This is a genomic window from Hyphomicrobium sp. 99 (assembly GCF_000384335.2).
Taxonomy (GTDB): Bacteria; Pseudomonadota; Alphaproteobacteria; order Rhizobiales; family Hyphomicrobiaceae; genus Hyphomicrobium_B.
In genome coordinates this window covers 1,912,576-1,931,036 of sequence record NZ_KQ031382.1, presented here as the reverse complement: position 1 = coordinate 1,931,036, position 18,461 = coordinate 1,912,576, and the positions used below count along the sequence as shown (strand labels likewise).

The following is an 18,461-nucleotide window of genomic DNA, read 5'->3' as shown; positions in this document are numbered from 1 at the left end:
TGCAGCGCTTCCGTTATTTTCTTCAGACGTCCGCACCAGCCTCGGCCGCAGCCGAGCCGTCGCGACGACGCGACACGATGTCGGAAACCTTCTTGTTCCGGCGAGCTGCGACGCCGCGCGGATTTTCCTGCGCCTTGAGCGCATCGAACGTGGCGCGGACGACGTTATAGGGGTTCGTCGAGCCCATCGACTTTGCAACGATGTCGTGCACACCGACCATCTCGAAAACGGCGCGCATTGCACCGCCTGCGATGATGCCGGTACCGGCCGGAGCCGAGCGCAGGATCACCTTGCCGGCGCCGTGACGGCCGACGCTATCGTGATGAAGCGTGCGAGCGTCGCGAAGCGGCACGCGAAGAAGGTTGCGCTTTGCACCTTCGGTCGCCTTGCGGATCGCCTCCGGAACCTCACGGGCCTTGCCGTGGCCGAAGCCGACGCGGCCTTTCAGGTCGCCTACGACGACGAGCGCAGCAAAGCCGAAGCGCTTACCGCCCTTGACGACCTTGGCGACGCGATTGATGTGAACGAGCTTATCGGAAAACTCGCTATCGCGTTCCTCGCGATCTCTGCCACGGTCTCTCTGGGGTCCACGTGCCACGTTTCGGTTCCTCTCGGGTATCTCTTAAAACTTCAGACCGCCATCGCGGGCGGCATCGGCGAGCGCCTTAACGCGCCCATGAAACAGGAAGCCGCCGCGGTCGAAGACGACCTCGGTGACGCCGGCCTTGACGGCACGCTCGGCAACGAGCTTGCCGATAGCGGCAGCTGCAGCCTTGTCGGCGCCCGTCTTCAGCGAGCTCTTGAGGTCTTTCTCAAGCGTCGAAGCCGAAGCGAGCGTTACGCCCTTCACGTCGTCGATCACCTGCGCGTAGATATTCTCTGACGAGCGGTGGATGGAAAGCCGGGGACGACCGTTCGAGGCGGCCCTGAGGCTTCGACGAACACGCGCCTTGCGGTTCGTAAATTTCTGATTGCTGTTGGCCATCGGTGCCGGTCCTACTTCTTCTTGCCTTCCTTGCGGAGGATGTATTCGCCCTTATAGCGCACGCCCTTGCCCTGGTAGGGCTCCGGCTTGCGGGAGGCACGGATGATGGATGCCACCTGGCCGACCGCCTGCTTGTCGATGCCGGAGACCGACACCAGTTCGCTCTTAGCGCCGCCGACCTTGACATCCACGCCAGCCGGGATTTTCAGCACGACGTCGTGGCTGTAACCGACGGAAAGCGTCAGCGTGTCCTTGCCCTTCATCGAAGCCTTGAAGCCGACGCCGTGGATCTCGAGATCCTGGCTGTATCCGTCGGTCACGCCCTTGATGAGGTTCGCGATCTGTGTCCGCGACATGCCCCACTCGGAGCGTGCAAGCTTCGTGTCTTCGAGAAGGCTGACGTCGATGCCTTCGTCCGTCCGCTGGACCTTCAAGGCGTCGGGAACCGTGAAGGCGAGCTCGCCCTTAGGACCCTTCATCTTGACGGTCTGACCGGCGATCGTCGCCGTCACGTTCGACGGGACCGGAACGGGTTTCTTACCGATGCGCGACATGGCTTCTTCAAACCTTGTTTCGCCGAGGCCTGAGCCTCAGCCTTAGAATACGTTGCAGATGACTTCGCCGCCGACGTTGGCTTCGCGCGCCTTCGAGTCCGACATGACGCCCTTGGGCGTAGACAGGATAGCAACGCCGAGGCCGTTGGCGACGATCGGAATTCCCTTTACCGCCGAATAGACGCGACGGCCGGGCTTCGAGATGCGCTCGATCTCACGGATGGCCGGCTGGCCATTGTAATACTTGAGCTCGATCTCGAACTGAGGCAGTTCGCCCTTCAATTCGACGCGGCTGTAGCCACGGATATAGCCTTCCTCTGCGAGCACGTCGAGGACGCGGGCGCGGAGGCTAGAAGCAGGGGTGGCAACCTTCGGCCGGCGGCGCATCTGCGCGTTCCGGATACGGGTCAGCATATCGCCCAACGGATCATTCACGGACATTGATGCTTCCTCTTACCAGCTCGCCTTGACCATGCCCGGGATACGGCCCTGGCTCGCCAGCTCACGCAGCTGGTTGCGGCACATCCGGAGCTTACGGTAGTTGCCGCGCGGACGACCGGTGATCTCGCAACGATTGCGGATGCGAACCTTCGAGCCGTTACGGGGCATCTCAGCAAGCTTCAGGCGAGCGGCGAAACGCTCTTCCGGCGTCTTCGTCCTGTCCTTGGCGAGCAGCTTCAAGCGCTTGCGCTTGGGTGCCTGCTCCGCCGTCATCTTGCGACGACGGTTATTCTTTTCAATCGAACTGGTCTTAGCCATTTCATCTCCTCCAAAGGCCTTTCGGCGACTGCCGAGGTCCTCTAGCTACGGAACGGGAAGTTGAAGCCCTTGAGCAATTCACGGGCTTCTTCATCGGTTTTGGCCGACGTGCAAACGATCACGTCGAGGCCCAATACGTTGTCGACCTTGTCGTAGTCGATTTCGGGGAACACGAGGTGCTCCTTGAGGCCGGTCGCATAGTTGCCACGGCCGTCGAAGCTCTTCGGGTTCAGACCACGGAAGTCCTTCACGCGCGGAAGCGCGATCGTGACGAACCGGTCGAGAAATTCGTACATGCGGTCGCCGCGGAGCGTGACCTTGGCGCCGATCGCCATGCCTTCACGAAGCTTGTACGTCGCGATGGCCTTGCGGGCCCGCGTGACGACCGGCTTCTGACCGGCGATCAGAGCGAGATCGGCTGCTGCGACGTCAACTTTCTTGCGATCGTTGACGGCTTCGCCGACGCCCATGTTGATCACGATCTTCTCGAGACGCGGGATCTGCATCACGTTCGAGTAGCCGAACTTCTCTTTGAGAGCGTCGCGAACGACCTTCTCATAATGAGACTTGAGGCGCGGCTTGTAATCGGCCGGACGCGGCGCTGCCGGCTCGCGCGGAGCTGCCGAGGCTGCAGCCTTCTTGTCGGCGCGTGCCTTCTTGGTTTCGCCTGCACCTTGCGGCGAGCCGCCCTGAGGCTTGGCGCCTTTTGATGTATCTTTTGCCATGGCCTAGTTCTTCTCCGGGATCTGCTCGCCCGAGCGCTTCGCAATGCGAACCTTCTTGCCGTCTTCAAGGACCTTGAAGCCAACGCGAGACGGCTTGCCGTCCTTCGGGTCCTCGATCGCGAGGTTCGAGAGGTCGATCGGACCTTCCTTGGAAATGATGCCGCCTTCCTGCGACGCCGACTGGCGCTGGTGACGGCGCACCATGTTGACGCCGCGAACGAGAGCGCGGTGTTCCTTCGGGCGGATCTCAATCACTTCGCCCCGCTTGCCCTTGTCGCGGCCGGCGAGAACGACGACCTTGTCGCCCTTCTTGATTTTAAATGCCGACATCAGAGAACCTCCGGCGCGAGCGATACGATCTTCATGTGGTTCTTGGCGCGAAGTTCGCGCGTCACAGGTCCGAAAATACGCGTGCCGACTGGTTCGCCGTTGGCGTTGATCAGCACGGCGGCGTTGCGATCGAAGCGGATCAGCGAGCCATCGGCCCGGCGGATACCCTTCGCGACGCGAACGATGACGGCCTTCATCACCTGACCCTTCTTGACGCGTCCTTTCGGGATCGCCTCCTTGACGGAGACTACGATGGTGTCACCCACCGTCGCGTACTTGCGCTTCGAGCCGCCCAGCACCTTGATGCACTGAACGCGGCGCGCGCCCGAGTTGTCGGCGACGTCGAGATTGCTCTCCATCTGGATCATCGCGTCGTTCCTTCTTTCACGGCCTTAAGAGTCGTGCTCTCAAAGCCCATCTCTACATTTGCCAATCTGGCTCGCGGGGTCTTGGGATAACTCCCAACTCTCCGACGGCTCGAAAGGCGGCTCCCGGCGTTCGATCGCTTCTGCGAATCGAGGCTTATAACCTCAAGACGCTATTGCAATCCAACGTTTGTTCTTGGAAATCGGCCGGGTCTCTTCAATCGAGACCTGGTCGCCAACCTTGAACGAATTCTTTTCGTCGTGTGCGTGATACTTTTTCGTACGGCGCACGGTCTTCTTCAGCAGCGGATGGGTGTAGCGACGCTCGACCTGAACGACGATCGTCTTGTCGTTCTTGTCGGATACCACGACTCCCTGCAGCACGCGCTTCGGCATAATCTCGTTCTCCCTTACGCGCCTTTTTTGACGCTGCCACCGCGCCGGGCAACGGCTGCGGTCTTGATGCGCGCGATATCTCGACGGACGAGCCGGATGCGCGCCGTATTTTCAAGTTGGCCCGAAGCCCGCTGAAAGCGCAGGTTGAACTGCTCTTTCTTGAGCTTCACCAGCTGGTCGTCGAGCTGATCGAGCGACATGCCCTTTAAATCGTCGGCCATGACTATCCTCACCTCGCCTATTCGATCCGCGTAACGACGCGGCATTTGATGGGCAGCTTGGCGGCTCCAAGAATGAGAGCTTCTTTCGCCACTTGCTGATTGACGCCGCCGAGTTCGAAAATGATGCGGCCCGGCTTAACGCGTGCCACCCAAAGCTCGGGCGAACCCTTACCGGAGCCCATGCGGACTTCGGCCGGCTTCTTCGACACCGGCACGTCCGGGAAGATGCGCAGCCACATGCGGCCTGCGCGCTTCGTGTGACGAGCGATGGCGCGACGTGCGGCTTCGATCTGGCGCGCCGACAGGCGCTCCGGCTCCATGGCCTTCAGACCCACTTCGCCGTAAGCGAGCGTGGTGCCCGACTTGGCGGCGCCGTGGATGCGGCCCTTAAACTGTTTGCGGAACTTTGTCCGTTTCGGTTGCAGCATGATGAGTTGCCTCTGGAATCCTTACGCTTCTGGCGTCGATGAGCCGGCATCCGAGGCCGCAGGCGCGTTACCGCCACCAGCACCGCCGCCACCGCCTGGGCCACGTCCACCACCACGTCCGCCACGTCCCGGACGACGGTCACGGCGATCGCCGCGGTCATCGTCACGACGGGGGCGCGGTGCGCCGCTTTCCTGCATTTCCGTGAGCTTCCGGTCGGAGGCCATCGGATCGTGCTCGATGATCTCGCCCTTGAAGACCCAAACCTTGATACCGATGATGCCGTACGCCGTACGAGCAACGCCGTAACCGAAGTCGATGTCGGCGCGAAGCGTGTGCAGCGGCACGCGGCCTTCGCGATACCATTCCGTACGCGCGATTTCGGCGCCGCCCAAACGGCCCGCGACGTTGATACGAATGCCGACAGCGCCGAGACGCAGAGCCGACTGAACGGCGCGCTTCATCGCACGGCGGAACGCAACGCGGCGTTCAAGCTGCTGAGCGATGCCTTCGGCGATCAGCGTCGCGTCGATCTCGGGCTTGCGGATCTCGAGGATGTTCAGATGAACTTCCGAGCTCGTCAGCTTTGCGAGATCCGCGCGGAGGCGCTCGATCTTCTCACCCTTCTTGCCGATCAGAATGCCGGGACGGGCAGTCATGACCGTGACGCGGCACTTCTTGTGCGGGCGCTCGATGACGACCTTCGAGATGCCGGCCTCGCGCTGCTCTTTCATGATGTGAGCGCGGATTGCACGGTCCTCATGGAGCAGCTTGCCATATTCGCCGCGAGCGGCGAACCAGCGGCTGTCCCAGGTCCGGTTGATACCGAGACGGAGGCCGACGGGATTGACTTTTTGACCCATATTACTTGGCCTCCTTGGCCGCCGCGGCGGTCTTCGTCGCGGGCTTCTTTCCGGCTTTCTTCTTCTCGGTCTTTTCCTCTTCGACCTGACGGACGATGACGGTCAACTGCGAGAAAGGCTTCAGGATCGAAGCGCCGCGACCACGGCCGCGAGCGTGGAAGCGCTTCATGACCAGGTTCTTGCCGACAAACGCTTCAGCAACGATCAGATCGTTGACGTCGAGCGAGTGGTTGTTCTCGGCGTTCGCGACGGCGCTCATCACGCACTTGCGGACGTCGCCGGCGATACGCTTTTCGCTGAACTCGAGCACGGCCAAAGCCTGATCGACCTTCTTACCACGGATCAAACCCGCGACGAGGTTCAGCTTCTGCGGTGAAATGCGCAGCGATTTGAGAACTGCTTGGGCCTCGGTGTCGGGGAGGCGCCGCTCGTGGCTTGGCTTGCCCATTATCTCTTCACCGCTTTCTTGTCGCCGCCGTGCCCGTGGAAGATACGGGTTGGTGCGAATTCACCGAACTTGTGGCCGATCATGTCTTCCGTCACGTTGACGGGGATATGCTTCTGGCCGTTGTGCACGCCGAAGGTCAGTCCGACGAACTGGGGCAGGATCGTGGAGCGACGGCTCCAGATCTTGATTACTTCGTTGCGCCCCGATGCGCGCGACTTGTCCGCCTTCTTAAGGAGGTAGCCGTCAACGAACGGACCTTTCCAGACTGAACGTGTCAAAGTCGATCTCCTTCAGTTCGCCGCTACTTCTTCGCCTTTTGGCGCGAGCGTACGATGTATTTCGTGGTCGTCTTGTTCTTGCGAGTCTTGAAGCCCTTGGTCGGCTTGCCCCAAGGCGTCGCCCAGTGCTTACCGCCCTTCGTACGACCACCGTTCGGGTGATCGACCGGGTTCATAGCAATCGAGCGAACCGTCGGACGGCGACCCTGCCAGCGTGTGCGGCCAGCCTTACCGGTGACGGTGTTCATGTGGTCCGGGTTCGAAACCGCACCGACAGTCGCCATGCACTCAGCGCTGACCTTGCGCGTCTCGCCCGAGTTCAAGCGCAACACTGCATAACCAGAGTCGCGGCCGACGAGCTGAACAAACGAGCCTGCCGAACGTGCGACCTGACCGCCCTTGCCGGGCTTCATTTCGACGTTGTGCACGATCGTGCCGATCGGCATCGCCGAAAGCGGCATTGCGTTGCCAGGCTTCACGTCGACCTTGGGTCCCGAGACGACGCTGTCGCCAACGGCCAGGCGCTGCGGAGCCAGGATGTAGGCCTGGGTGCCGTCCTGATACTTGATCAGAGCGATGAACGCGGTCCGGTTCGGATCGTACTCAAGGCGCTCCACGCTCGCGGGCGAATCGAACTTCCGGCGGCGGAAATCGATCCGGCGATAGGACTGCTTCGCGCCGCCGCCGATGTGGCGTGACGTGATGCGGCCATCGCTGTTGCGACCGCCGGTCTTCGTCTTGCCCTCGACGAGCGTCTTGAGCGGACCGCCCTTCCAGAGCGTCGAACGGTCGACCTGGACGAGGTGGCGACGTCCGGGCGAAGTCGGGTTGTATGTCTTAAGCGCCATGATGCGTTATCCTCAGAGCCCAGTCGTCACGTCGATGGAATGGCCTTCCTCGAGCGTCACGATGGCCCTCTTCGTATCGCTCAACAGCGCCTTGACGCCCTTGAACGTTCTCTGCTTGCCCTTGCGGACGATCGTATTGACGGCCTTCACCTTGACCTTGAACAAGCCTTCGATAGCCGACTTGATCTCGGGCTTCGTCGCGTCGCGCTTGACCTTGAAGATCACCTGGTTCGCCTCGGAGGCGAACGTCGCCTTTTCGGTGATGACCGGCGCGACGATGACGTCGTATGCGGAACGTTTGCTCGTCATTTGAAGCGCGCCTCCAGCGCTGCGACGGCAGCCCGGGTCAGAACCAGCTTCTTACGACGAAGGATGTCGTAGACGTTGATGCCCTGAATCGGAAGGACGTCGATGTTCGGAATGTTGCGAGCGGCGCGGGCGAACGTCGGCTCGAGCTCGGCGCCATCGATGATGAGCGCGTTGACGAGCGAGAGCTTGGCGAACTGAGCCTTCAGCGCAGCCGTCTTGCCTTCGGACGATGTTGCCTTGTCGATGACGATGATCTCGCCGGCCTTGGCCTTAGAGGACAGCGCGTGACGGAGAGCCAGTGCGCGAACCTTCTTCGGCATATCGATCGCATGCGAGCGCGGCTTGGGTCCGAACGCCTTGCCGCCGCCGCGGAACTGCGGAGCCGACTTGTCGCCGTGACGAGCACCGCCGGTGCCCTTCTGCTTGTACATCTTCTTGCCCGTGACCGCGACTTCCGAGCGGTCTTGAGCATGATGCGTGCCGGCCATGCGCTTCAGGGTCTGATAGCGCACCATGCGGTGAATGAGATCGCTGCGGACCTCAAGACCGAAAATGTCGTCGGCAAGCTCAATGTCGCCGGCTTTGCCGGACTCGAGGCTGGTGACTTCGGCTTTCATCACGCGCCTTCCTTCTTAGCTTCGCCACGCGCTTTGAATGCACCGGGCTTCGGAGCATCAGCGTGCGCGGCCTTCTTGACGGCGTCGCGGACAACGACCCAGCCGCCCTTAGAACCCGGGACCGCGCCTCGAACCATCACGAGACCACGTTCCTTGTCGATCTTGGCAACGACGAGATTCTGCGTCGTGACGCGCTCGTCGCCCATGTGTCCGGCCATCTTCTTGCCTTTGAACACCTTGCCGGGATCCTGGCGCTGACCGGTCGAACCGTGGGCGCGGTGCGTGACCGAGACGCCGTGGGTTGCCCGCAGACCGCCGAAGTTCCAGCGCTTCATGGCGCCCTGGAAACCCTTACCCTGCGTGGTGCCCGTCACGTCGACGAACTGGCCAGGCACGAAGTGGTCTGCGGTAATTTCCGCGCCAACATCGATAAGGTTCTCAGGACTGACACGAAACTCAGCTAACTTGCGCTTCGGCTCGACTTCGGCCTTCGCGAAAGTGCCGCGTTCGGACTTCGTCAGACGCGAGGGCTTCCTCGTGCCGCCGCCGACCTGGATTGCGGTATAGCCGTTCTTCTCCTCGGTGCGGTGCGCGAGAACCTGGAGGTTCTCGAGACGCAGCACCGTTACGGGAACATGTTCGCCCGCGTCGGTGAAGATCCGGGTCATACCGATCTTCTGTGCTATTACTCCGGAACGCATTTGCATTCCTTCCTATCGTTGGGGCCGTTCGCGTTACCGCCAGAGGGCCCGTAAGTTCTGGTTTTAGAGTTTGATCTCGACGTCGACACCGGCTGCGAGATCGAGCTTCATCAGGGCATCGACCGTCTGCGGCGTGGGATCGACAATGTCGAGCAAACGCTTGTGGGTCCGCATTTCGAACTGCTCGCGGCTCTTCTTGTCGATGTGCGGCGAACGGTTCACCGTGAAGCGCTCAATGCGCGTCGGCAGCGGAATGGGACCGCGAACCTCAGCACCAGTGCGCTTCGCCGTATTCACGATCTCGCGGGTCGACGCATCGAGTATTCGATGATCGAAGGCTTTGAGCCGAATGCGGATGTTTTGGCCGTGCATGGCTTTTTGCTTTCACTTCTCGCAGAAAAAGATTGGGGGAAGCGAAGTTGAGGGACGCTTCCCCTGAAATGCCTGCTACTCGAGGATCTTCGTTACCACGCCGGCGCCGACCGTACGGCCACCTTCGCGAATGGCGAAGCGGACCTTCTCTTCCATTGCGATCGGCTGGACGAGTTCGACGGTGACCGAGACGTTGTCGCCCGGCATAACCATTTCCGTGCCTTCGGCGAGCTTAACGGTGCCCGTGACGTCGGTCGTGCGGAAGTAGAACTGCGGACGATAGTTCGTGAAGAACGGCGTGTGGCGTCCACCTTCTTCCTTGTTCAGGATGTAGGCTTCGGCGGTGAACTTCTTGTGCGGCTTAACAGAGCCCGGCTTGCAGAGAACCTGGCCACGCTCGACCGATTCCTTGTCGATGCCGCGCAGGAGGCAGCCGACGTTATCGCCAGCTTCACCCGAGTCGAGCAGCTTGCGGAACATTTCGACGCCGGTGACGACCGACTTCTGCGTGTCGCGGAGACCAACGATCTCGACTTCTTCGCCGACCTTGATGACGCCACGTTCGATACGGCCGGTGACTACTGTGCCGCGCCCCGAGATCGAGAACACGTCTTCGATCGGCATCAGGAACGGCTGATCCTTCGGACGCTCCGGGATCGGGATGAAGCTGTCCATCGCTTCGTAAAGCTTGATGATGGCTTCGTCGGCGAGCGGGCCCTTCTCACCGTTGAGGGCCTTGACGGCTGCACCGCGGATGACCGGGGTGTCGTCGCCCGGGAAGTTGTACTTCGAGAGAAGTTCGCGAACTTCCATCTCAACGAGATCAAGGAGTTCTTCGTCTTCGACGATATCGCACTTGTTCAGGAAGACGACGATCTTCGGCACGCCGACCTGGCGAGCGAGAAGGATGTGCTCACGCGTCTGGGGCATCGGGCCGTCGACAGCGGACACAACGAGGATCGCGCCGTCCATCTGGGCAGCACCAGTGATCATGTTCTTGACGTAGTCGGCGTGGCCGGGGCAGTCGACGTGTGCATAGTGACGGTTCGGCGTCGCGTATTCGACGTGCGACGTGGCGATCGTCAAAATCTTCGTCGGGTCGCGGCGACCCTGGCTCTCGGAAGCCTTCGCAACTTCGTCATACGCGATCGAGGTTGACGTCCAGCCGCGGTCGGCTGAAACCTTCGTCAAGGCTGCGGTCAGCGTGGTCTTGCCGTGGTCGACGTGTCCGATCGTACCGACGTTGCAATGCGGCTTGGTCCGCTCGAATTTTGCCTTCGCCATCGTTGGCTCTCCTTAGTCCTACTATCAGGTCCCGCAATCTTCCGATCCGGGCATTCAGGCTTCGTTTCTTCGAGCTCGATGGCGGGTTACTCTCGCCGGCCAAGCCCAACTTCTTTATCAGGCGTACTTGGCCTTGACCTCATCCGCCACGTTGCGCGGAACGTCCGCATAGTGCGCGAACTGCATCGTGTACTGCGCGCGGCCTGTCGACATCGAGCGCAGTGTGTTGATGTAGCCGAACATGTTTGCGAGCGGCACGTAGGCACGAATGACAACGGCGTTGCCACGCATCTCCTGGTTCCGGATCTGACCGCGCCGGGAGTTGATGTCGCCGATGACGCCGCCGACGAATTCCTGCGGCGAGACGACTTCAACGTCCATGATCGGCTCGAGCAGCTTAACGCCGGCCTTCTCGCAGCCTTCCTTCATGGCCGCACGGGTGGCGATTTCGAAGGCGATCGCCGACGAGTCCACTTCGTGGAAGGCGCCGTCATAAAGGTTGACCTTCATGTCGACCATCGGGAAGCCGATGAGCATGCCGCTGTCCCAAACCGAGTTCACGCCCTTTTCGACGCCCGGGATGTATTCCTTCGGGATCGAGCCGCCGACGATCGTCGTCGTGAACTCGTTGCCCTTGCCCGTTTCATTCGGCTCGAGCTTCAGCTTGACGCGCGCGAACTGACCCGTACCGCCCGTCTGCTTCTTATGCGTGTAGTCGATATCGGCAGCGCGTGCGAGCGTCTCACGATACGCAACCTGCGGAGCGCCCGTGTTGGCTTCGACGCCGTAGGTGCGCTTCAGGATGTCGACCTTAATGTCGAGATGAAGCTCGCCCATGCCCTTCAGAATCGTCTCGCCCGATTCCGGATCGACCGAAACGCGGAAAGAGGGATCTTCGAGAGCGAGCGTATGCAGCGCGATCGCCATCTTTTCCTGATCGGCCTTCGTCTTCGGCTCGACCTTCATTTCGATGACGGGGTTCGGGAACTCCATCTTCTCGAGAATGACCGGCTTCGAGGGATCGCAGAGCGTTTCGCCCGTGCGGGTATCCTTGAGGCCCTGCAGAGCGACGATGTCGCCAGCGAAGGCTTCCTTGATTTCTTCGCGGTCAGCAGCGTGCATGAGGTACATGCGGCCGGCGCGCTCTTTCTTGTCGCGCGTCGTGTTCGCAAGCGCCATGCCCTGCTCGAGCTTGCCCGAGTAGATGCGGCAGAACGTGATCGAGCCGACGTGCTCGAAGCTCATGATCTTGAAGGCGATCATCGACAGCGGCTCGCTGTCTGACGGCTTGCGGAGAATCTCTGCGTCCGTCTTCGGATCGATGCCGGTATAAGCTTCGCGATCGAGCGGCGAAGGCAGGAAGTCGACGACGGCGTCGAGCAACGGCTGCACGCCCTTGTTCTTGAAAGCCGAGCCGCACATCATCGGATAGAAAGCGCGCGTAACGGTCGCCTTACGGATCAGCTTGCGAAGCGTGTCCTCATCGGGCTCCTTGCCTTCGAGGTAAGCTTCCATCGCCGCGTCATCCATTTCGACGGCGGCTTCGATCAGCGCAGCGCGGTATTCGGCAGCCTTGTCGGCGAGATCGGCCGGGATCGGCCCCTCGGTCATCTTGGCTTCTTTGCCATCACCGTCCCAGGTGATCGCGACCATACGGATAAGGTCGACGACGCCACGGAAGTCGGATTCGGCACCGATCGGAATCTGCAGCGGCACAGCGCGGGCACCAAGCTTATCCTTGATGTCTGCGAGGCACATGTAGAAGTCTGCGCCGGTCTTATCCATCTTGTTGGAGAAGATAATGCGCGGAACGTTGTACTTGTCGCCCTGACGCCAGACGGTTTCCGTCTGCGGCTCGACGCCCTGGTTGGAGTCGAGAACACACACGGCGCCGTCGAGCACGCGAAGCGAACGCTCGACTTCGATCGTGAAGTCGACGTGGCCTGGGGTGTCGATGATGTTCAGACGGCGCTTTCTGCCGTCGCGGCCGGGCCAGAAGCAGGTCGTCGCGGCAGACGTGATCGTGATGCCGCGCTCGGCTTCCTGATCCATAAAGTCCATCGTCGCGGCGCCGTCATGGACTTCGCCGATTTTATAGGACTTACCGGTGAAATAGAGGACGCGCTCGGTAGTCGTAGTTTTCCCGGCATCAATGTGGGCCATGATGCCGAAATTGCGGTAGTCCTCAATTGCGTATTGCCGGGCCATATCTGCCTCGAAATCCTTGTAATTACCTTAGTGCGCCAGTCCTACCAGCGGTAGTGCGAGAAGGCGCGGTTGGCTTCCGCCATCTTATGCGTGTCTTCGCGCTTCTTAACGGCCGTACCGCGGTTGTTCGCGGCGTCGAGCAATTCGCCCGAGAGCTTATCAATCAGCGTCGATTCATTCCGCGCACGAGCGGCGGAGATCAACCAGCGAATGGCGAGTGCCTGACGGCGCTCGTTGCGAACTTCGACCGGCACCTGGTACGTCGCACCACCAACGCGGCGCGAACGAACTTCTACCGACGGCATGACGTTGTCGAGCGCCTGACGGAAGAGGTCGATCGGGTTTGCCTTGCCCCGCTGCTCCATCTTATCGAAAGCACCGTAAACCATGCGCTCGGCAACCGACTTCTTACCATGCTCCATCACCGCATTCATGAACTTGGTGACAACAACATCGTTGAACTTCGGATCGGGGATCACTTCCCGCTTTTGCGCCGCGTGACGACGAGACATCCTGTCTGACCCTTCGCTTCGAATTCTTTTTAAATCTTACAGGCCAGATCATCCGGCCCAGACGAGACCGATACTTACTTCGGCCGCTTTGCACCGTACTTCGAGCGACGCTGACGGCGGGCAGAGACGCCCTGCGTATCGAGCACGCCACGAATGATGTGGTAACGAACGCCCGGCAAGTCCTTGACGCGGCCGCCACGGATCAGGACCACGGAGTGTTCCTGAAGGTTGTGACCCTCGCCCGGGATGTAGCCGATAACTTCAAAGCCATTGGTCAGCCGGATCTTGGCGACCTTACGCAAAGCGGAGTTCGGCTTCTTCGGCGTCGTCGTATAGACGCGCGTGCAGACGCCACGCTTCTGCGGGCAAGCTTCCATGTGGCGCGATTTCTCGCGGTAGACTGGCTTTACCCGGGGCTTCCGGATCAACTGTTGTATCGTCGGCATTCGCCCAATCCTACTTCGCGACACATCCCCGAACCGGAAATGCGCCAAGCAAACCTGCCAGGTGCGCGAAGTCCGCCCCTAGCAAGGAAAAAACCAGAGGATCGTGCCGCCCGGAGGGTGACAGATCATGGCCCGTCGATGTGCTCTGCTTTATTGACGGGAGCGTTTAGGTCCAAAATTGGCGCTAAAAGCGCCGAGTGACCTACCACCAACCCGTGAGAGTGGGCGGAGCTATATACACACCCGCCATATTGGTCAACAGCCCGTCGAAGAGGTTGCGAAATTATTTTCGCAGAATGCGCTGCTGCGGGGCAAAGTTGACCTGCGACCCGTTGTCGGGGCGAAGGCTAAGCGCGTTTTAACGGCGCGGGAATCGCGATCGGCGAGATTTCCCCAAGAATCAGATTCGACGCCGCACTGCGAAATGAAGCAGCAAAACGGCCGCTTCATGGTTGAAGCGGCCGTCTTGGTTATTCTCGTTTTTTCGAAGCGTGAAGGATTTACTCGGCAGCCTCCTCAGCCGGGCGCCGGCGGCGGCGAGCGGCAGGGCCGGCTCCCGCGTCAGGCGACGGCAGGTTGCTCGTCTTGGCCTTCTCCTTGGCGATCAGATCGTCACGCTGGACAGCAACCTTGCGGAGCTGACGCAGCATGCCGCCCGTACCAGCCGGGATGAGACGGCCGACGATGACGTTTTCCTTGAGACCGTCGAGCGTATCCGACTTGCCGTTGACGGCGGCGTCGGTGAGCACGCGCGTGGTTTCCTGGAACGACGCAGCGGAGATGAACGAACGGGTCTGGAGCGACGCCTTGGTGATGCCGAGCAGAACCGGGGTCGCCGTCGCCGCACGCTTGCCTGCCTTCTGAGCCGCAGCGTTGACTTCGTCGTACTCGATACGGTCGAGCTGCTCGCCCTTGATGAGCTCGGTCTCGCCCGCATCCGTGACTTCGACCTTCTGCAGCATCTGACGAACGATCACTTCGATATGCTTATCGTTGATCGTCACGCCCTGCAGACGGTAGACGTCCTGGATCTCGTTGATCAGGTAGTTCGCGAGTTCCTCGACGCCCTTGATGGCCAAGATGTCGTGCGGCGCCGGATTGCCGTCGTACACGAAGTCGCCACGCTCGACGCGATCGCCGTGCTGAACCGCAAGGCTCTTGCCACGCGGGATCAGATATTCGACCGCTTCCAGCGACTCATCATCTGGCTTGATCGTGATGCGCTGCTTGTTCTTGTAGTCCTTGCCGAACTCGACCGTGCCGGAGACTTCCGCGAGGATCGCGTGATCCTTCGGACGCCGGGCTTCGAAGAGTTCCGCGACGCGCGGCAGACCGCCGGTGATGTCGCCCGACTTCGCCGAAGCCGTCGGAATACGAGCAAGAACGTCGCCCGCCTTCACTTCCGCACCGCGATCGACCGAGAGAACAGCCTCGACCGAGAGCAGGTAGCGGGCATCGCCGCCACGCGCGACCTTGATCGGCTTGCCTTTCGAGTCCTTGATCACGATTGCGGGCTTCAGCTCGTTGCCCCGCGGCGAGGTACGCCAATCGACGATGACGCGGTTCGACGTACCCTTCATCTCGTCCGTTTGCTCGCGGACGGATGCACCTTCGATCAAGTCTTCGAAATCGACCGTACCGTTGGCTTCCGAAAGGATCGGACGGGTGTAGGGATCCCACTGCGCGATCTTGGTGCCGCGCTTCACGGTATCGCCCTCGTCGACGAACATGCGCGAACCATAGCTGATCTTATGGGTCGCAAGTTCCTTGCCCGACTGATCGACGATGACGACGGACATGATCCGGGTCATCGCGACGTTCTGGCCCTTCGAGTCCTTCGCGATGGCGCGGTTCTTCAGCTTCACCGTGCCGTTGAAGTTACTCTCAATGAACGAAGAGTCGACAAGGTTCGCCGTGCCGCCGATGTGGAACGTACGCATCGTCAGCTGCGTGCCGGGCTCACCGATCGACTGTGCAGCGATGACGCCGACAGCTTCACCGATGTTGACCGGCGTACCGCGAGCAAGGTCGCGGCCGTAGCACTTGGCGCACACGCCGTTGATCGTTTCGCACGTCAGCACCGAACGGATGCGGACTTCCTGGATCTCAGCCTTGCCGATGGCTTCGGCCTGCTTTTCCTCGATCAGTTCGCCGTTGGCGACGATGACTTCGCCCGTCACCGGATGCTTGATGTCTTCCTGAGCCGTACGGCCAAGCACGCGCGCCGCAAGCGACACGATAACCTGACCGGCGTCGACGACTGCCTGCACGTTGATGCCGGCGTCGGTTCCGCAATCGATCTCGGAAATGATGGCATCCTGCGCGACGTCGACGAGACGACGCGTGAGGTAGCCCGAGTTCGCCGTCTTCAAGGCGGTGTCGGCCAGACCCTTACGGGCGCCGTGCGTCGAGTTGAAGTACTCGAGAACGGAGAGGCCTTCCTTGAAGTTCGAGATGATCGGCGTCTCGATGATTTCGCCCGAAGGTTTCGTCATCAGGCCGCGCATACCGGCGAGCTGCTTCATCTGCGCCGGCGAACCGCGCGCACCCGAGTGGCTCATCATGTAGACCGAGTTGATCGGCTTGTCGCGGCCCGTCACCGGGTCCTTATGAACCGCCGAAATACGGTCCATCATTTCCTTCGCGATCAAGTCGGTGCAACGCGACCAGGCGTCGACGACCTTGTTGTACTTCTCGAGCTGCGTGATCAGACCGTCCTGATACTGCTGCTCGAAATCGCGGACTTCGACGTTGGTCTTTTCGACGATCTTTTCCTTCGTCTCCGGGATCAACATGTCGTCCTTGCCGAACGAGATGCCTGCCTTGAAAGCGTGATGGAAGCCGAGCGCCATGATGCGGTCGCAGAAGATCACCGTCTCCTTCTGACCGCAGTTACGGTACACGGCGTCGATCATGCCGGAGATGTTCTTCTTCGTCAGAAGCTGGTTGATGAGTCCGAACTTGACGTTGCCCGACTTCGGCAGATGCTCTGCGAGCAACATGCGGCCCGGCGTCGTCTCGTGGACTTCGACCAGCTTTTCGCCTTCCGGCGTGGTCGACGTGAAGCGGCCCTTCACCTTGGCGTGCAAGCTGACGGATTTCGATTCGAGGGCGTGCAGCACCTCGTTGATCGAGCCGAGCAACATGCCTTCGCCGGGTTCGCCGTCGCGCATCATCGACAGGTAGTAGAGACCCAACACGATGTCCTGCGACGGCACGATGATCGGCTGGCCGTTCGCCGGATGCAGAATGTTGTTCGTCGACATCATCAGGACGCGCGCTTCCAGCTGCGCTTCGAGCGACAGCGGAACATGCACGGCCATCTGGTCGCCGTCGAAGTCGGCGTTGAAGGCAGCGCAGACCAGCGGGTGAAGCTGGATGGCCTTACCCTCGATCAGTTGTGGTTCGAACGCCTGAATGCCGAGGCGGTGAAGCGTCGGCGCGCGGTTCAGCATCACCGGATGCTCGCGAATGACCTCATCGAGAACGTCCCAGACCTCGGGTTTCTCTTTTTCGACGAGCTTCTTCGCCTGCTTGACGGTTGCTGCCTGACCGAGCGTCTGCAGACGCGCGTAGATGAACGGCTTGAAGAGTTCGAGCGCCATCTTCTTCGGCAGGCCGCACTGGTGGAGCTTCAGCTCCGGACCGACGACGATGACCGAACGGCCCGAATAGTCGACGCGCTTGCCGAGCAAGTTCTGACGGAAGCGGCCCTGCTTGCCCTTCAGCATGTCGGCGAGCGACTTCAGCGGACGCTTGTTGGCGCCCGTGATGACGCGGCCGCGGCGGCCGTTGTCGAACAGAGCGTCGACGGCTTCCTGCAGCATGCGCTTTTCGTTGCGGATGATGATGTCCGGCGCACGCAGCTCCATCAACCGCTTCAAACGGTTGTTACGGTTGATGACGCGGCGATAGAGATCGTTGAGATCCGACGTCGCGAATCGGCCGCCATCGAGCGGAACAAGCGGACGCAATTCCGGCGGAATGACCGGAACCTGGGTCAGGATCATCCACTCCGGACGGTTGCCGCTTTCCATGAAGGCTTCGATGACCTTCAGGCGCTTGCCGAGCTTCTTCGGCTTCAGTTCCGTCGTCGCTTCGGCAATCTCCTGGCGGAGATGGGCTGCGATCTTCGGCAGGTCCATCGCGGACAACAGCTCGCGGATCGCCTCCGCGCCGATGCCGGCGGTGAAGGTGTCGGCGCCGTACTCATCGATCGCCTGGTTGTACTGCTCTTCCGTGAGAAGCTGGCGCTCGGCGAACGGCGTCGTGCCCGGCTCGATGACGATGTAGTTTTCGAAATAGAGAACGCGCTCGAGATCCTTGAGCGCCATGTCCATCAGCAGGCCGATGCGCGAGGGCAGCGACTTCAGGAACCAGATGTGCGCAACGGGAGCGGCGAGCTCGATGTGGCCCATGCGCTCGCGCCGAACCTTTGCGAGCGTCACCTCGACGCCGCACTTTTCGCAGATCAGTCCCTTGTACTTCATGCGCTTGTACTTGCCGCACAAGCATTCGTAATCCTTGATCGGCCCGAAGATGCGGGCGCAGAACAGACCGTCGCGCTCCGGCTTGAACGTGCGGTAGTTGATCGTTTCCGGCTTTTTGATCTCACCATAGGACCAGGACAGGATGTCCTCGGGCGAAGCGATCGAGATCCGGATCTGGTCGAAGACCGGCACCGGAGCCTGCGATTTAAAAATGTTGGTGATTTCGTTCATCGGCTGTCTCCTCGAGGGCTCGGCGGGGGTGGCCGCGCCCGTGGAATCTAGTGGTCGAGTCGTGAGGGCCTCCGCTCGATCCCGAGCGAAGGC

Annotated in this window: 23 protein-coding genes and 1 pseudogene; all 24 read right to left on the bottom strand. The window is 60.9% G+C overall.

All coding sequences use genetic code 11. The features are described from left to right. Window positions 1–22: 22 nt before the first annotated feature. The 24 genes and pseudogenes from rpsE to rpoC all read right to left on the bottom strand — a co-directional run bounded on the left by rpsE (window position 23) and on the right by rpoC (window position 18,368). On the bottom strand, window positions 23–598 hold the full coding sequence (rpsE, locus tag G359_RS09270) for a 30S ribosomal protein S5 (protein WP_045835892.1): 576 nt from the start codon (window positions 596–598) through the stop codon (window positions 23–25). A 24-nt stretch (window positions 599–622) separates the two neighbouring features. Beyond that, complete coding sequence (gene rplR, locus G359_RS09265) at window positions 623–985, bottom strand: 50S ribosomal protein L18 (protein ID WP_045835891.1); 363 nt, start codon at window positions 983–985, stop codon at window positions 623–625. A gap of 11 nt (window positions 986–996) precedes the next feature. Further along, window positions 997–1,539: a 50S ribosomal protein L6 gene (gene rplF / locus G359_RS09260; protein ID WP_045835890.1), complete on the bottom strand. Its 543-nt coding sequence runs from the start codon at window positions 1,537–1,539 to the stop codon at window positions 997–999. 42 nt (window positions 1,540–1,581) lie between these two features. Beyond that, entirely contained in the window at window positions 1,582–1,980 is a 399-nt protein-coding gene (gene rpsH, locus G359_RS09255) for a 30S ribosomal protein S8 (RefSeq protein WP_045835889.1), read from the bottom strand. Window positions 1,981–1,992: 12 nt separating this feature from the next. Beyond that, window positions 1,993–2,298, bottom strand: a complete 306-nt coding sequence (gene rpsN / locus G359_RS09250; protein ID WP_045835888.1) for a 30S ribosomal protein S14 — start codon at window positions 2,296–2,298, stop codon at window positions 1,993–1,995. Between the two features lie 41 nt (window positions 2,299–2,339). After that, the gene (rplE, locus tag G359_RS09245) at window positions 2,340–3,023 is read right to left on the bottom strand and encodes a 50S ribosomal protein L5 (RefSeq protein ID WP_045835887.1); all 684 of its coding nucleotides are present in this window, start codon (window positions 3,021–3,023) and stop codon (window positions 2,340–2,342) included. Between the two features lie 3 nt (window positions 3,024–3,026). After that, entirely contained in the window at window positions 3,027–3,353 is a 327-nt protein-coding gene (rplX, locus tag G359_RS09240; protein ID WP_045835886.1) for a 50S ribosomal protein L24, read from the bottom strand. Next, complete coding sequence (gene rplN, locus G359_RS09235) at window positions 3,353–3,721, bottom strand: 50S ribosomal protein L14 (protein ID WP_013215056.1); 369 nt, start codon at window positions 3,719–3,721, stop codon at window positions 3,353–3,355. The genes rplX and rplN overlap by 1 nt, the downstream gene beginning before the upstream one ends. Before the next feature lie 162 nt (window positions 3,722–3,883). Beyond that, window positions 3,884–4,114: a 30S ribosomal protein S17 gene (rpsQ, locus tag G359_RS09230; protein WP_045835885.1), complete on the bottom strand. Its 231-nt coding sequence runs from the start codon at window positions 4,112–4,114 to the stop codon at window positions 3,884–3,886. A 14-nt stretch (window positions 4,115–4,128) separates the two neighbouring features. Continuing rightward, window positions 4,129–4,335 carry a 50S ribosomal protein L29 gene (gene rpmC / locus G359_RS09225; protein WP_045835884.1) on the bottom strand — a complete coding sequence of 69 codons (207 nt, stop codon included), beginning with the start codon at window positions 4,333–4,335 and terminating at the stop codon, window positions 4,129–4,131. Window positions 4,336–4,352: 17 nt separating this feature from the next. After that, complete coding sequence (gene rplP / locus G359_RS09220; RefSeq protein WP_045835883.1) at window positions 4,353–4,763, bottom strand: 50S ribosomal protein L16; 411 nt, start codon at window positions 4,761–4,763, stop codon at window positions 4,353–4,355. 21 nt (window positions 4,764–4,784) lie between these two features. Further along, entirely contained in the window at window positions 4,785–5,624 is an 840-nt protein-coding gene (rpsC, locus tag G359_RS09215) for a 30S ribosomal protein S3 (protein WP_045835882.1), read from the bottom strand. Between the two features lie 73 nt (window positions 5,625–5,697). Beyond that, window positions 5,698–6,072 (bottom strand): annotated as a pseudogene (gene rplV / locus G359_RS09210) (50S ribosomal protein L22); the annotation flags it as partial. Then, a complete protein-coding gene (rpsS, locus tag G359_RS09205; RefSeq protein ID WP_045835880.1) occupies window positions 6,072–6,350 on the bottom strand; it encodes a 30S ribosomal protein S19 in 279 nt (92 codons plus the stop codon). The pseudogene rplV and the gene rpsS, both read right to left, overlap by 1 nt. 23 nt (window positions 6,351–6,373) lie before the next feature. After that, window positions 6,374–7,198, bottom strand: a complete 825-nt coding sequence (gene rplB / locus G359_RS09200) for a 50S ribosomal protein L2 (RefSeq protein ID WP_045835879.1) — start codon at window positions 7,196–7,198, stop codon at window positions 6,374–6,376. Window positions 7,199–7,210: 12 nt separating this feature from the next. Next, window positions 7,211–7,507, bottom strand: a complete 297-nt coding sequence (locus G359_RS09195; protein WP_045835878.1) for a 50S ribosomal protein L23 — start codon at window positions 7,505–7,507, stop codon at window positions 7,211–7,213. Continuing rightward, window positions 7,504–8,124 (bottom strand): 50S ribosomal protein L4, encoded by a 621-nt coding sequence (gene rplD / locus G359_RS09190; protein ID WP_045835877.1) that lies wholly within the window; start codon window positions 8,122–8,124, stop codon window positions 7,504–7,506. The genes G359_RS09195 and rplD overlap by 4 nt, the downstream gene beginning before the upstream one ends. Next, window positions 8,124–8,825, bottom strand: coding sequence for a 50S ribosomal protein L3 (gene rplC / locus G359_RS09185; RefSeq protein WP_045837841.1), 702 nt, complete (start codon window positions 8,823–8,825; stop codon window positions 8,124–8,126). The genes rplD and rplC overlap by 1 nt, the downstream gene beginning before the upstream one ends. 63 nt (window positions 8,826–8,888) lie before the next feature. Next, window positions 8,889–9,197 (bottom strand): 30S ribosomal protein S10, encoded by a 309-nt coding sequence (gene rpsJ / locus G359_RS09180; RefSeq protein ID WP_013215045.1) that lies wholly within the window; start codon window positions 9,195–9,197, stop codon window positions 8,889–8,891. A 75-nt stretch (window positions 9,198–9,272) separates the two neighbouring features. Then, window positions 9,273–10,481 carry an elongation factor Tu gene (gene tuf / locus G359_RS09175; protein ID WP_045835876.1) on the bottom strand — a complete coding sequence of 403 codons (1,209 nt, stop codon included), beginning with the start codon at window positions 10,479–10,481 and terminating at the stop codon, window positions 9,273–9,275. A gap of 117 nt (window positions 10,482–10,598) precedes the next feature. Next, window positions 10,599–12,689 carry an elongation factor G gene (fusA, locus tag G359_RS09170; RefSeq protein ID WP_045835875.1) on the bottom strand — a complete coding sequence of 697 codons (2,091 nt, stop codon included), beginning with the start codon at window positions 12,687–12,689 and terminating at the stop codon, window positions 10,599–10,601. Window positions 12,690–12,730: 41 nt separating this feature from the next. After that, window positions 12,731–13,201 carry a 30S ribosomal protein S7 gene (rpsG, locus tag G359_RS09165; RefSeq protein WP_045835874.1) on the bottom strand — a complete coding sequence of 157 codons (471 nt, stop codon included), beginning with the start codon at window positions 13,199–13,201 and terminating at the stop codon, window positions 12,731–12,733. Window positions 13,202–13,275: 74 nt separating this feature from the next. Next, window positions 13,276–13,647: a 30S ribosomal protein S12 gene (gene rpsL / locus G359_RS09160; RefSeq protein WP_045835873.1), complete on the bottom strand. Its 372-nt coding sequence runs from the start codon at window positions 13,645–13,647 to the stop codon at window positions 13,276–13,278. Between the two features lie 500 nt (window positions 13,648–14,147). Next, window positions 14,148–18,368, bottom strand: a complete 4,221-nt coding sequence (gene rpoC, locus G359_RS09155) for a DNA-directed RNA polymerase subunit beta' (protein WP_045835872.1) — start codon at window positions 18,366–18,368, stop codon at window positions 14,148–14,150. Window positions 18,369–18,461: the final 93 nt, after the last annotated feature.

What these genes read in the sequence shown, in the direction of transcription:
- rplR (WP_045835891.1), bottom strand. Translation starts at nt 985, where the DNA reads ATGGCCAACAGCAATCAGAAATTTACGAACCGCAAGGCGCGTGTTCGT.
- rplF (WP_045835890.1), bottom strand. Translation starts at nt 1,539, where the DNA reads ATGTCGCGCATCGGTAAGAAACCCGTTCCGGTCCCGTCGAACGTGACG.
- rpsH (WP_045835889.1), bottom strand. Translation starts at nt 1,980, where the DNA reads ATGTCCGTGAATGATCCGTTGGGCGATATGCTGACCCGTATCCGGAAC.
- rpsN (WP_045835888.1), bottom strand. Translation starts at nt 2,298, where the DNA reads ATGGCTAAGACCAGTTCGATTGAAAAGAATAACCGTCGTCGCAAGATG.
- rplE (WP_045835887.1), bottom strand. Translation starts at nt 3,023, where the DNA reads ATGGCAAAAGATACATCAAAAGGCGCCAAGCCTCAGGGCGGCTCGCCG.
- rplX (WP_045835886.1), bottom strand. Translation starts at nt 3,353, where the DNA reads ATGTCGGCATTTAAAATCAAGAAGGGCGACAAGGTCGTCGTTCTCGCC.
- rplN (WP_013215056.1), bottom strand. Translation starts at nt 3,721, where the DNA reads ATGATCCAGATGGAGAGCAATCTCGACGTCGCCGACAACTCGGGCGCG.
- rpsQ (WP_045835885.1), bottom strand. Translation starts at nt 4,114, where the DNA reads ATGCCGAAGCGCGTGCTGCAGGGAGTCGTGGTATCCGACAAGAACGAC.
- rpmC (WP_045835884.1), bottom strand. Translation starts at nt 4,335, where the DNA reads ATGGCCGACGATTTAAAGGGCATGTCGCTCGATCAGCTCGACGACCAG.
- rplP (WP_045835883.1), bottom strand. Translation starts at nt 4,763, where the DNA reads ATGCTGCAACCGAAACGGACAAAGTTCCGCAAACAGTTTAAGGGCCGC.
- rpsC (WP_045835882.1), bottom strand. Translation starts at nt 5,624, where the DNA reads ATGGGTCAAAAAGTCAATCCCGTCGGCCTCCGTCTCGGTATCAACCGG.
- rplB (WP_045835879.1), bottom strand. Translation starts at nt 7,198, where the DNA reads ATGGCGCTTAAGACATACAACCCGACTTCGCCCGGACGTCGCCACCTC.
- G359_RS09195 (WP_045835878.1), bottom strand. Translation starts at nt 7,507, where the DNA reads ATGACGAGCAAACGTTCCGCATACGACGTCATCGTCGCGCCGGTCATC.
- rplD (WP_045835877.1), bottom strand. Translation starts at nt 8,124, where the DNA reads ATGAAAGCCGAAGTCACCAGCCTCGAGTCCGGCAAAGCCGGCGACATT.
- rplC (WP_045837841.1), bottom strand. Translation starts at nt 8,825, where the DNA reads ATGCGTTCCGGAGTAATAGCACAGAAGATCGGTATGACCCGGATCTTC.
- rpsJ (WP_013215045.1), bottom strand. Translation starts at nt 9,197, where the DNA reads ATGCACGGCCAAAACATCCGCATTCGGCTCAAAGCCTTCGATCATCGA.
- tuf (WP_045835876.1), bottom strand. Translation starts at nt 10,481, where the DNA reads ATGGCGAAGGCAAAATTCGAGCGGACCAAGCCGCATTGCAACGTCGGT.
- fusA (WP_045835875.1), bottom strand. Translation starts at nt 12,689, where the DNA reads ATGGCCCGGCAATACGCAATTGAGGACTACCGCAATTTCGGCATCATG.
- rpsG (WP_045835874.1), bottom strand. Translation starts at nt 13,201, where the DNA reads ATGTCTCGTCGTCACGCGGCGCAAAAGCGGGAAGTGATCCCCGATCCG.
- rpsL (WP_045835873.1), bottom strand. Translation starts at nt 13,647, where the DNA reads ATGCCGACGATACAACAGTTGATCCGGAAGCCCCGGGTAAAGCCAGTC.
- rpoC (WP_045835872.1), bottom strand. Translation starts at nt 18,368, where the DNA reads ATGAACGAAATCACCAACATTTTTAAATCGCAGGCTCCGGTGCCGGTC.